This is a genomic window from Streptomyces graminofaciens, from assembly GCF_030294945.1.
Classification (GTDB): domain Bacteria; phylum Actinomycetota; class Actinomycetes; order Streptomycetales; family Streptomycetaceae; genus Streptomyces; species Streptomyces graminofaciens.
Genome location: NZ_AP018448.1, coordinates 1,967,259 through 1,979,835 on the forward strand (window position 1 = coordinate 1,967,259; position 12,577 = coordinate 1,979,835).

The following is a 12,577-nucleotide window of genomic DNA, read 5'->3' on the forward strand; positions in this document are numbered from 1 at the left end:
GACGTCCGGCTCAGAAGACCTAGAGCGACTTGGGCCCATCGAACGGCACCGCGCACCAGATCGTCTTCCCGCTCGGGCCGTATCGGGTTCCCCAGCGTTCCGTGAGCTGGGCGACGAGGAACAGTCCGCGTCCGCCCTCCTCCTCGTACCCGACCCGCCTCAGGTGGGGGGAGGTATGGCTGCCGTCCGACACTTCACAGATCAGGCCCAGAGCCTGGTCCACGATGAGCCGCAGCCTCACGGGAGCTCCGCCGTACCGGAGCGCGTTGGTCACCAGCTCGCTCACCACCAGTTCTACGACGAACGCCGTCTCCTCCAAGTCCCATGCGGCCACCTTCTCCATTGCCAGGGCCCGGCACCGGGCAACGTTCGCGGGATCGTCGAGTACGTCCCAGCCGGCCACCCGGCTGTCGCTGAGCCGGTGCACGTGGGCCAGCAGGAGGGCCGCGTCGTCCCGAGAGGAACCCGGCACCACAGCAGAGACCGCCCTGTCGCAGGTTTCCTCCAGCGTGCGGGCAGATGCGCTGAGCGCATCGCGCAGTCCGCGCAGACCGACGTCGATGTCCTGGTCGTAGGCCTCCACCAGGCCGTCGGTGAAGAGGGCCAGGAGGCTGCCTTCGGCAAGGTCGAACTCGAAGCATTCGAAGGGCAGACCTCCCAGTCCCAGGGGCGGCCCTGCTGGTACGTCGACGATGTCCGCCCGGCCGTCGGGTGTCACCACTATCGGTGGCAGATGGCCGGCACGAGCGACGGCGCAGCGCCCCGAGATCTGGTCGTAGACGGCGTACAGACACGTCGTCGCCACGGCCTGGTCCTTCTCGTCGCCCAGGGACTGGGCAACCACCAGGTCGTCGAGCCTTGCGAGAAGCTCGTCCGGGGATAGGTCCAGAGCCGCGAGCGCCGCCACCGTGGTCCGTATACGTCCCATGGTGGCCGCAGCGTGTATGCCGTGCCCGACCACGTCACCCACGACCAGTCCGACACGGGCCCCGGAGAGTGGGATGACGTCGTACCAGTCCCCACCCACCCCGATCTGCCCGGGCGCGGGCAGGTAGCGGTGGGCGATGGCTACAGCCGGAGGTTGTGCGATGCTGAGCGGGAAAAGGGCGCGCTGGAGCGTCAGAGCGGCATCGTGTTCACGGGCATAGCGGCGTCCATTGTCCACACAGACAGCCGTACGGGACACCAGTTCATCGGCGACCTCAAGTTCGTCGTTACCGAACGGGTCCTCCGATGGGCTCCTTTCGAACATCACCAGACCGAGCACGGCGCCGCGCGCTCGCATCGGTACGGCGAGCACGTGATCACGCGCGACTGGACGGCCCTGGCTCAAGCAGCGGGCTTGCAGCGAGTCCGGCGGATACTCCACCCGGCGCGGCAGGGTGGTCCCCGCTCTGCCGTCGCCATGCGCCCGCTCTGCCACACGTCGCAGGTCGAAGGCTGCGGTGCCGCTCCGCTTGCCAGGTTCCCCGCCGGCGAGCACCGGTGCGGCCAAGTCCACTGTGACCGCGTGAGCGAACTCCGGGATGACCAGATCGGCCAGGTCACTCGCCGTACGGAGGATGTCCAGACTCTGTCCGATGGTGCCTCCGGCGCGGCTCAGCATGGCAAGGCGCCGCCGCATCACGTAGCGGTCGGTGACGTCGACGGTCGTCTCGCACACCCCGAGGATCTTGCCGTCGGGGTCCTGCATCCGGAAGTACGAGCAGGACCAGATGTGCTCGTGATGGGGGTCGATGCGAGTGGAGCTGCGATAACTGACGTCGGCTACGGGCGTCCCGGTGCGCAGCACCTGCTCAATGATCTTCTCCAGCGGTGATACTGGCTGCCCGTCCTCGTCGATGACCTCGCCCTGCGGAAGCAGATCCCTGATGTACCGTCCGCTGATTTCATCGACAGTCCAGCCGAAGTGCTTCTCCACAGCTGCGTTGAACCATGCCACCCGCGCCTGAGGGTCGTACACGGCGATCATGACGGGTGACTGGGCGGTCAGTCCGGTCAGCAGCGCCTGCCCAGTGGCCCACTGACTGAGCTGGGGTGTCTTCGCCGCGGCGAGCAGCCATGCGGGTCCCTGTGCGCTGGAGGCCATCGGAGTGAGCGTGACGCCGACGCGGACAACCTCACCGTCCCGACGGGACGCGCACCGGACCCCGTGCGTCTGCTGCGACTCCTCACCGCCGACGAGCCGCATGCCGTCGCCCAGGAGGACTCCGACATCGCGGCCCAGAGCCTCGTCCGACCTGTAGCCGAACAGTTCCTCGGCCGCCGGACTCCATCCGATGATTCTTCGTTCTGCGTCCAGGACCAGTGTCGCCGCCGCAGCCATGCCGAAGGGATCCTGTGCGGTTGGGGATCCGACATTGGAGCACATTCCATAACAATATGACCTAACAGGCGGCGCCGGTGCCGTTTGGCGAGGTCGCGTGACGCGACCTCGCCAAACGGCTTTCCGTTCGAACGTCAAGGAGTGTCAGTGGTCCTGCCGCTTCCGCAGGATCTCCTCCACCACCCGGTCGGCGGTTTCGAGCGCGCCCTCGAGATAGCCCGGGAAGCGCAGGGAGACATCGGAGCCGGCGAAGTGCACGGAGCCGTAGGACTCACCGAGGGCCTTGTGTACCTTGCTGAACTGACCCACCTTCGGTGATACCCACGCCCCGAGGAACAGCGGGTCGCTCGACCAGTCGTGGCAGTCGACGCCGACGACCGTAACCTCTGGCAGATAGTGGTGGACGGCCGCCTCGACCGCCTCCCGGTCGGTGGGGTCGAAAGAACTGCAATCCGTGAAAGCGACCAGGATGCGCCCCCCGTCCTCGGCGGGCATGTAGTCGTAAAGGGTGGGGAAGACGCCGTCGCCGGTGCAGGAGATGCCTTCTGGCGCACCCGTGACCTGGACGAGGATCTTCAGTCCTCGACAGCCGTGTCCCTCCGCCACCACCGAGGCCCGGTCCGGCGGGAGCGGCGGATCGAATCGGATGGTGCGCCAAGTGTTCAGAGGGGTGGCTATGACCACGTCGCGGGCGACCAGAACCTCGCCCCCGCGGACGACGACCTCGGCACTCCTGGCACCTTGGTGAACGGATTCGACCACGGCTTGCATCCGTATGTCCGGCACCTCGGCGGCCATCGCCTCGACCAGCGCCGTGGTCCCGTCGCTGATGACCTCGTCGAGGGACAGAACCACACCCAGCACGCTGTACCCATGTGCGGCGACAAACTGCAGGGCCCAGAGCGCCGACGCCTCGGTGACCGGCTGACCCATCATGTTCCAGCCCCACGAGAGCACGAGCTGGCGCGTGACCGGAGGAAGCTTCAGGGAATCGATGTACGTCAGGAGGGGGACGTCGAGGTCCTCCAGCCCCTGCGTGTCAAGGCCTGCCTCGACATCGATCCGGTGCGCGTCGGACAGCAGGCGGTACAGACCGGCCTCGGCCTCCGCAGCCTCCTCGACGGGGATGGGGAACGCCGAATCGTGGCTGCCGGGACCCAGGCGGTTACGGAAGACCGTCGCCTCGGGGGCAGGCTCCGTCCTGACACGGTACTTGTCGAGTTCCGCCGCCAGCCGGGGGTGGTGATGACGATGGATGTACGCGCCGCCGATCTCCACGTCCAGGCTGGGGGACGTGGCCGAGCGTCGGCGGTACGCCCGGCCGCCCAGGCGCTCACCACCCTCCAGCAGAAGCACCGACTGGCCTGCTGCGGTGAGGTCCCGGGCACACCTGAGGCCAGCGAAGCCCCCTCCGACGACGATGGTGTCGTAGGTCATCGGCCCTCCTCGGCCTGTTCGCCGGAGCGCGACACCAGACGCCGCGCTCCCATGATGATCATCATGGCCACGATCGACACAGGCGCTACCCATGTCATGTCATCCAGTGTCGTCCCCGTGGGGTTGACGATCGAGTTGAGGTAGAGCCAGCCCGTGGCCGCCGCCCCGATGAGACACGCGATCGTCTTGACCACGGTCAGTTCGCCGTTGCGCCGGAGGACGACGATCGCTCCGGTGCAAATGAGGATGTAGGGGATGACCCAGAGGTAGGGGAAGAGGGTGGCCAGGTACTGGTACATCTCCAGCGGGCTGGCGTCTGTTATCGCGATCAGAGCGACGGGAAAGGCCAGAGCCGGGACGCACATGACGGCAATGGCTGTACCAGGGGTCTGGGTGCGTGGCGCCACGCGGCCGATGGCCTTGGGCAGGAGACCGTCGTTGGCCATGGTCGCCCACACCCGCGGGGCGTAGTTCATGAAACCGACGAGAACGGAGAACGAGGTGACGACGAGGGCGATGTCAGAGGCCTCAGCGAGGAACCCGAGACCCGAGTGACGGGCCATGGCGGCGATCGGTGACTCCCCGGCGGCAAGCTGGTCTCCGATGGCACCCAGGGAGGGAACCGTGAGCAGGGTTCCGAGTACGGCTATCCCGCCGACGATGAAGGGCACCAGGATGATGATGCGAGGCACCGTGCGGATCGGATCCTTCGTCTCCAGCGCGGTCGCCGCGCTGCTCTCGAAACCGACAAGGAACGTCGTGCTCAGGACGAGGCCCAAGGTAAATCCACTGAACGAGAAGTCACTGAAGGCGAACTGTCCCGCGAAGTCGAACCCGTCGGAGAAGAGGTTTCCGATCAGGACGGCCAGGACCACCGGACACGAGAGGAACAGCAACCCGATGCTCAGCTTCGCCGAGGCGTCGAGACTCCGGTAAGCGAGAATTCCCGCTGCTGTGATGGCGACCGCATAGATGATCACCTGCCCGGTGAACCCGTTGGCACCGGACACTCCGAACACGGAGGTGAGCATGCTTCCGACGTAGAGTCCGAGAACGCCCAGCATGACCATCAGGCCGACCACGTATCCGACGGCCAGGGACGCCCCCGCCACGAACTTGGCGCCGCCTCCGAATACGTGGCCGATGTAGGAGTACAAAGCCCCGGAGACCACGTGGCGCTGGGCGAAGGGCACGATGGCCACGCCGATGCAGACCATCACCAGTGCTCCGGCTGCGGCGGACAGCCAGCCCGAACTGCCGGCGACACCCCCCATGAAGACACCGACCGTCGCCGCGGTCAGAACGGGGCTGAAGACCACCACGGCGAGGCCGAGGGCTTGGTTCATCGTGAGGGTGGCCGACCTGAGGCCGTCAAGCCCGTCCTGCGGAGTCTCCGGGTGCGCGGTTCCGGGCGATCCCGGTTCCGCCTCGTTCATTACCATGATTTCTCCTGATGGACGCTTGTGCGCTTGTTGCCCGCACCACATGTGTGATGCGGGTAAATATCGGGGGCATCCGGCCCGATGGCATTTACGCCATCCGTATAGATCCGGCCATCGGTTTGTGGCTGTCGACACAATGGAGAGCACACCGGGCGCCCCTCCTCGGCATGTGGGCGGCGGATCAGCCTGGGTCCCAAGGCGCGAGCATCAGCGGGCGCCCCGTGGTTGCGTCGGCCATGGGCAGACCGTGAGGGGCTGCCGAAGGTGACCATTGCGCGGGCTTTGCGGTACGGATCTTCGAGGCGCCCTAAGCTTGGCGTTTATGCAGCTCTGCTGCGTGTGATGGCTGCAGCGAGGCTTGGTTTGTCCTGTTTACCGACGGGGTGCTCGCGTGCGCGGTGCTTGTTCTTCATGCCGGTTGGCCGACCGGGGCCTGCGGTGCTGGGTTTCGGTGCTCTGGCCGGCTGAGGGGTTTTCCCGTGGAGGCGGCGAAATCCTCGGCGGACACGTGCTGGTGTGAGGCGCCCTTGACGTGCGGGCCGTTCCCAGGGTTTACGAAGATCTTCTGCGAGGGGCCGGGCAAGGCGAAGTTGCGTGTGGGCGGCAATGACGAGCCAGGTCCAGCGGTCGGCGGCGGCCGGTTCGCGGAGTTTGGGCGTGGTCCACCCCAGTGTTTGCTTGAACATCCTGAAGGTGTGCTCGAGATCGAATCTCCGCAGGAACGCCTGCCAGAGCCGGTCCACATCCCGGGCAGAAGCAGCCGTGGCCGACCACCACAGCCAGATGGGCCTGGGACTGCGCTCGCCGCGGAGGTGGTCGACCTGAAGACGGATGACGGTGCCTTCGATGACCGGCAACTCTCCTTCGGGGTGGTCGGCCCAGGCCAAGCGTCGGACCAGCAGCGGGTGCAGCCGGTCCCAAGCTGTGGCGACGGCCTTCCCGTAGTGGGTGGTGTCGGTCTCCGTGGTGACGGACGGGACAGGCCAAGTGGCCGCGACCTCGAACGCGAACTCCGCCCCGCGCTTGGGCTTGCGCCCGACTTTGCCTGTCGGCTGCGGCGGGGGCGGGAAGTACAGGACGCGGTCCGAACGCATCCGTCCCAGCAGCTCAACGGGCAGATCCGCTAACAGGAAAGCCAGGCGGGTCACGTCATAGCCGGCATCGACGACGATCAGGACGGGCGGGTCACCGATCTGCCACTGGCCTGCCACATACAGCCGCTGGAACACCTCCCGGACCTGGGCGGCGGTGACGGCGAGCGCGTCGTTCCACGGACGCAACCGGACCACGTCCAGCACGGCAGTCCACGACGTCCGCCCCGGCTCCAGAGCGGCAATGAAGGAGTAGGGCCACCCGGGGATCATCTGGGCCGAGCCCCTGCCCCGACCATACGTGTGACAGAACAGCCGGTCCGGGCTCGTATTCGCATCCGGCCGCAGCCAGTTGCTGACGTCGACCGCCAGGACCAGCCGGCCCTCCGCCGTCCGGGGAAGCGGCAGCCCCGCCAGCGCCCTGCGCAGCCGGGACAGCTCCAGGTGTCCGCGGTTCAACCCGCCGTACAACGCGCCATGCCCACGCTGGTGCTCAGGCGCCAGAGACAGCTCGACCAACGTCTTCACCGGGCCGTCCGCACACAGCAAGGCGTCACTCAGCTCGAACAAGGCGTCGGGCCTCTGGGTCAGACAGGCATAGAACTCCGTCCGGAAGCATGACAGTTCGGAAAAAGCATCCCGCGGGACATCCCTCTGCAGCAGACTCATCGCTACGGCCTTCGTACTGGTCAAGTGCCTCTGTGACGGAGCACAGGATCAGGCGAAGGCCGCTCTCACGTCAGGCACTCGGCCGACATCGTCAGCAAGTTCGAGGCCATGTTCGACCGCGGATGATAAACGCCAAGCTAAGGGCCTGCCGATCATTAACCTGTCGTCTTGATCTTGCTGTTGGGGCTGCTCTGGGCGGCCACTCTGGCTCGAAGGGCTGCCAGGGCGGTCGGTGGGGTGGAGGCCGGCGAGATGGTGGTGCCCTGTGCTTCAAGCAGTTGTGGGAGGCTCCGGTGTAGCGGATCAAAGCGTGGGAATCCGCACGTCACTGCCGCATCGGTGAGGATCGGGGCCGCGCATGGCGCTGACGGCAAGCCAGGCGCTGATCGACCGGGAGCCGTGTCCCATGGGGTAGCTGACGTGCGGCTTACCGGAACGCGTCGAGCAAGGTCGCTTACACCACGAAGCGGGACACGGCCCGGCGGGAGATCGAAAACGGATTCGCCGAGTTGCGGAACCGTCTGTCTGGCGCCGGATTCATCGTGCGCTCCAAGGCACCAGAACTGATCTACCAGGCGCAGCCTTGCGCCACGGTGCCACGCCCGGCGCCGGTGCACAGTACGTGCGGGGCTCGACGAACCGAACCGATGCATGCATCTCGAACTTTTCTCGTTACTCATTGGTTGGGACATCTGACTCTGGTGACGTCAGCTGCCCGAGTGAAAGCTGAGACGCCCAGAACCCTCCTGCCTGGGGCATTCAGGGCGGCATACGGACGACATGCCCGCGCGCACCCCGCAAGCGCTCTTTCCGAACGGGGCGGTCCGCGGATCCGCTGGGGCAGGACGGTACGTCGGCAGAGAAAGGGCACACGCACATGCACTCGGTCTCCGATTCAGCCCCGCCGCCGAGGGCGGGCAGCCGCGGGCACAGGCGCGGTTCCCGATGGTTTAAAGGCAAGTTCCTGGTGATCTTCCTCGCCGTCGCCACGCTGCTGGGCGGCGCCGCCCTTGTGGCCCCGCAGTTCCAGGAGAGGGCCAGTGCGGCCGACGACAATGTGGCACCCCAGGCCACGTCGTCACCAGGTGAAACCAAATTCCTCGAGGATGTCGCCTGGGACATCGGCAACGGAAACGCCGGCGCGTCCCGCTACACCAGCATGCTCAACGCCGTACGGCAGCGCGCGTCGAACAGCACATTCCTGCACGACAACACGCACCGTACGCGTCCCGAGGCCCGCAACGAATTCTTCAGCGTCAACATCAGCGTGCAGGACGAGGGAACGAGCACCCCGAACCGAATCCGGGTGCTCATCCGCGCCAGCGACCTGTTCGTCGTCGGCTGGCTCAACCAGAACGAGAACATCTACAACCGGCTCGAGGCTGGCACTCCCCCCCTCGGTACGGATGTCACTGCGCTCGACACCCCCTTCAACGGCAGCTACATCGATCTGGAGCGCCGGGCCGGCGACCGCGCGAACATCCCGCTCTCTCCCAACTCGGCCCGGCAGGCGGTCCGCGACCTGTCCAGGAGCGGGTCCAGCGCAGCCCAGCAGGCCCGCGGCCTGATCATTCTCATCCAGGCGATCTCCGAGGCCGCCCGGTTCCGCCCGATCGAAAACCTGTTCCGCAACACCTACACCACCGAGGCGGCGCTTCCGGAGGGGCACATCCTGGACCTCGAGAACAGCTGGGACCCCATGTCCGAGATCGCCAACCGTGAGGTCAACAACCCGAACGACCAGCTCACCCAGGAACTCATGCGCCGGCACAAGAGCATGCTGGACAAACTCCAAATCTTCACTCCCAGGAATGTGCTCACCTTGGTGCTCGCGATAGCGCTCTTCAGCCCTATCAAGTGACGCCCCGGCCCGGCCGGTAGATCGGCGGCCCGGCCTCCCACGGCGCTGTCGTGCACCCGGTGCCGTCGGGCGAAGAACTCCCCGACGGCATCAGAACTGTCAACGGCCATTTGTAATCCCCGGTGGCGGCCAGATGTTCCACGCACTTGTGATGTCCGGGGAGATGTTTGACAGTTTGGTCTCGGGACTTACTTGACGGTGTCTCGCGTGATCCTTGACGGTTTCAGGTGATGGTTGACGGGTCAGAGTGCGTCTGCGCGGTAGCGGGTGACTGGGTCACCCTTGCGGGGGTGGGTGGAGATCTCGACCTCGCCGTCGAGGACACGGAAGCAGGTCTCCTCGATGACCACGGTGAGGGTCTTGCCGGCGTGTGCGATGCCGGGACGGAGTTTCTGTCGTGCGACGACGAAGGTGCCGTCGGCTCCGACGCGCCGGATGGCCCGCCGTGGCTGGGACGGGGGTGGTGGCAGCGGTGTCGTGGCGACCCGGGCGCCGGTGAGTCTGGCACGTCGCTGGTGCGGGATCGGGGCAGGCAGGGTCTTGACCAGGAGTCCGGCGTGGATGACGTACATCATGCTGCCGTCGAAGCGCAGGGTGACGCGCTTGCCGATCAGTTCGGAGCCGAGGGCGACGGGGGTCTGTCCGAGCGAGACCATGCCGTCCTTGGACGCCTTGCGTTCCACCTCGACCACCGTTGCGGGCGCCAGGGGTTTGTCCGCGCTGATGCCGCCCCGGGGCTCGGGCCCGCCGGGCCGACCGCCCCGCATGATCAGCCACTGAAGGTCGGCGTCGGTGAAGGCCATCGAGCGGGTCCGGATGAGCTGTCCGTCGAGCAGGACGTGGACGGTGCGGTGGCTGACCCAGACCGTGACGGTCCTGCCGACCAGGGTTGGGCTGAACTTCAGGCTCTGTCCCTGCGGCAGCGTCACATGGCGGCCGGGACTGATCACCGCCTCGAACTCCACCGCTTGAATCGGGGCGCTCTCCTCGGACGATCTGGGTGGAGGCAGCACCGGGAGCCGCATGGGCTCGGAGGGCGCCGGTGCGGGCTCTGCCGCCACCGTGGCCGAGGGTGCCGAGGCGCCGGACGTGAGCCTGTGGGGCCGGAAGACCTGGGCCGGGGTGGCCATCTCCAGCGACTGATGAGGACGGGTGTGGTTGTAGGCGTGGACCCACACATCGATCGCTGTCTGTGCGGCGGCCGGGTCGGCGAAGGGCCCGGAGTGGTCCAGCATCTCGCGACGCAAGGTCTTGTGGAATCGTTCGATTTTGCCCGTCGTGGTTGGTGACCTGGGCTTGGTCAGGCGCTGGTTGATGCCGTTCTCGCGGCACACGCGCTCGAACATCACCTCGTTGGGCAGCGGTTTGGAGTAACGGCCGGTGAACTGCTTGCCGTTGTCGGTCAGCATCTCCGACGGGACTCCGAACCGGCGCATCGCCGCGATGAACGCCTCGCACACGGCCCGCCCGGTCGGCTGCACCACCACTGTGGCGATCACGATGAACCGCGAGCAGTCGTCGATCCCGGTGACGAGCTTGCACTCCCGTCCGTCTGCGAGGAAGACCCCGCCCATCAGGTCCATCTGCCACAACTGCATCAGGGCGTCCCGCTGCCACCGCTTGTAGACGCGTCGGTGGACCTGGATCTGGTGGTTGACCAGGCCGTTGCGGACCAGGACGCGGTGCACCGTCGACCGGCCCGGCGCGTCCGGCATGCCGCGGACCGCTAGTTCGTGTGCGATGCGGCGCGCTCCCCACTTCGGGTAGGTCTGCCGCAGCTGGCAGATGGCGAGTTCGACCTCGACCGGCACTCGCGACGGCGACGTGTGGGGCCGGCGCGAGCGGTCCCTCAAGCCGTCCCGTCCGCCCTCGCGGAACCGACGCAACCAGGTGTGCAACGACTGGCGTGACGTGCCGTACCGGCGCGCGACCTCGGCTACCGGCGCCCCGTCCAGCACCTCAGACACGGCCCGGAACCGATGCTCCATCGTCCAGTCTTCGTCTCTTGCCCCGGGAGACTCGGGTATTTCGATCATGCTCAACGCAACGAAGCGGCAGTCAAGAATGTCCCCGGCCTGTTAAAGATCTCCTGCGACCGTCAAGCAGGTCCCGCAACTCCCACGTCAAGCAAGTCTTGGGACTGCACACGTCAATCAGAACCTTGTCGCCGTCGTCATCGCCATGGGCACGGTCGGCTGCGGGTTTGGTGACTCAGGTGCGGGCGTTTCGTGGGGCGGTGCGCGTGGGGCGGTCGCGGATCAGCATGTCGGGGAGGTCGGCTACGAGGTAGCGCAGAGCGGCGTCGGACGCAAGAGTGATATCGCTGGTGGCGGAGATGCTGGCCGCGGACGCTCAGACCCAGTTGGTCGGGTCGAGGCGACCGAGTGTGCGGGCCAGCAGATGGGGCGTGCGGCCTGCATTCTCGGCCGCTTCGATGCGCAGCAGTGCGGACTTGACGAGTTGACCTCCCAGGAACCGGAACGGCTCCGGCGGGAGCCAGCCCTGGGGTGGCCGCACGAGTCCGCACTGACTCCATTCATCCTGTTCGCGTAGAACCAGGCTCGCGAGTATCTTGCCGCCCAACCGCGCGGGTCCCACTCCGTCGCCCGAGTAGCCGGCTCCGTAGAAGACTCGCTCATGCCCGGGAAGCGCCTCGAAGAAAGGCAGCGAGGTCAACGAATACTCGACGGGAGCCCGCCAGGTGTCCTGCACCCCGGCACGCGTCGCCATGGGGAGGATGCGTCTGAGTTCCTGGCCCAGCGGCGTCCGCTTCGAGGCCGGCCCGAACATGCTGTCAGCACCGCAGGCACCGAAGCCCAGGCCGACGCCGCCCTTCCCAAACAGCAGACGGCCGTCGCCGGTGGTGCGCCAGTAGTTGAGGAGACGAGTGGAGTCGGACACTCCGATGCCGTCCTGGCCGGCCTGTTCGAGGAGCTCGCCGGGAAGCGCCCGGGTGACCAAGTTGTCGCTGGCTGTGACGACCATTCGCTTGCGGACGGACGGGAAGCCTGCCATCCACGCGTTGATCGCCAGGACCACTCCGTCCGCACGGACTTCTCCGGTGTCCGTGTGCACCACGGCAGAACCGGGTTTTTCGGACACCGTGCGCACGGGCGTGTCCTCGAAGACCTGGACACCCAGGTCGAGGGCTGCTCGGCGCAGACCCCGTGCGAGCAGGGCCGGCTGGAGAGTGGCCGCGGTCGGATCGAACACTCCTCCCCGTGCGCCGATGCCTCCCAGACGGAGAGCCTCTGCAGGACCTACCTCCCTGAGCGGGCACTCGGCCACGCCGTCCAAGGCCGACTGCGTGTCCGTCCAGGCGCCGTCCTGAGCCGGTGACGTGGACGTCCACAGCCACCCTTCGCGGCGGATTCCGGCGTCGATGCCCTTGGCCTGGCAGAACTCGATGATCTCGTCGACAGCGTCGGAGGACGCCCGTGCCAGCCGGAGTGCCTCCTGCCGCCCGACGAGGGCATCGAGGAAGGAGTACTTCGGCCAGAGATTCATGAGGTAACCGGCGTTGGCACCACTGGCGCCGCTGCCACAGAGCTGCCCCTCGATGACCGCCACCTCGACGCCGGGCTCCCGGGTCTTCAGTTCGATGGCGGTCCACAACCCCGTATAGCCACCACCGACGACGCACACGTCGACAGCGTGCCTGCCACGCAGCGTTTCGCTGGGCCCGGGCCGCTCATCGGCGAGAGCCTCACGCATCCAGTACGACTGCCACGGCCCTCGCCGATATCTCATG

Annotated in this window: 7 protein-coding genes; 1 reads left to right on the top strand and 6 read right to left on the bottom strand. The window is 66.8% G+C overall.

From position 1 onward, the window contains the following. Nucleotides 1–19: 19 nt before the first annotated feature. From SGFS_RS08605 to SGFS_RS08620, 4 genes are all read right to left on the bottom strand, one after another. Nucleotides 20–2,326, bottom strand: coding sequence for a SpoIIE family protein phosphatase (locus SGFS_RS08605; protein ID WP_286249109.1), 2,307 nt, complete (start codon nt 2,324–2,326; stop codon nt 20–22). A gap of 144 nt (nt 2,327–2,470) precedes the next feature. Beyond that, the gene (locus SGFS_RS08610) at nt 2,471–3,763 is read right to left on the bottom strand and encodes a flavin monoamine oxidase family protein (protein ID WP_286249111.1); all 1,293 of its coding nucleotides are present in this window, start codon (nt 3,761–3,763) and stop codon (nt 2,471–2,473) included. Then, a complete protein-coding gene (locus SGFS_RS08615; RefSeq protein WP_286249113.1) occupies nt 3,760–5,250 on the bottom strand; it encodes an APC family permease in 1,491 nt (496 codons plus the stop codon). Before SGFS_RS08615 ends, SGFS_RS08610 begins: the two co-directional genes overlap by 4 nt. Nucleotides 5,251–5,525: 275 nt before the next feature. Beyond that, nucleotides 5,526–6,965: an NF041680 family putative transposase gene (locus tag SGFS_RS08620; RefSeq protein ID WP_286249115.1), complete on the bottom strand. Its 1,440-nt coding sequence runs from the start codon at nt 6,963–6,965 to the stop codon at nt 5,526–5,528. 967 nt (nt 6,966–7,932) lie between these two features. Here SGFS_RS08620 and SGFS_RS08625 point away from each other — a divergent pair. Next, the gene (locus SGFS_RS08625; RefSeq protein WP_286249117.1) at nt 7,933–8,826 is read left to right on the top strand and encodes a ribosome-inactivating family protein; all 894 of its coding nucleotides are present in this window, start codon (nt 7,933–7,935) and stop codon (nt 8,824–8,826) included. A gap of 242 nt (nt 8,827–9,068) precedes the next feature. Here SGFS_RS08625 and SGFS_RS08630 read toward each other — a convergent pair whose 3' ends face one another. After that, nucleotides 9,069–10,862, bottom strand: a complete 1,794-nt coding sequence (locus tag SGFS_RS08630) for an IS481 family transposase (RefSeq protein WP_286249120.1) — start codon at nt 10,860–10,862, stop codon at nt 9,069–9,071. Nucleotides 10,863–11,178: 316 nt separating this feature from the next. Further along, entirely contained in the window at nt 11,179–12,576 is a 1,398-nt protein-coding gene (locus SGFS_RS08635; RefSeq protein WP_286249125.1) for an NAD(P)/FAD-dependent oxidoreductase, read from the bottom strand. Nucleotide 12,577 lies beyond the last annotated feature (1 nt).

Excerpts from the sequence above, each read along its gene's own strand:
- SGFS_RS08605 (WP_286249109.1), bottom strand. The coding sequence starts at position 2,326 with ATGGCTGCGGCGGCGACACTGGTCCTGGACGCAGAACGAAGAATCATC.
- SGFS_RS08615 (WP_286249113.1), bottom strand. The coding sequence starts at position 5,250 with ATGTGGTGCGGGCAACAAGCGCACAAGCGTCCATCAGGAGAAATCATG.
- SGFS_RS08610 (WP_286249111.1), bottom strand. The coding sequence starts at position 3,763 with ATGACCTACGACACCATCGTCGTCGGAGGGGGCTTCGCTGGCCTCAGG.
- SGFS_RS08630 (WP_286249120.1), bottom strand. The coding sequence starts at position 10,862 with ATGATCGAAATACCCGAGTCTCCCGGGGCAAGAGACGAAGACTGGACG.
- SGFS_RS08620 (WP_286249115.1), bottom strand. The coding sequence starts at position 6,965 with ATGAGTCTGCTGCAGAGGGATGTCCCGCGGGATGCTTTTTCCGAACTG.
- SGFS_RS08635 (WP_286249125.1), bottom strand. The coding sequence starts at position 12,576 with ATGAGATATCGGCGAGGGCCGTGGCAGTCGTACTGGATGCGTGAGGCT.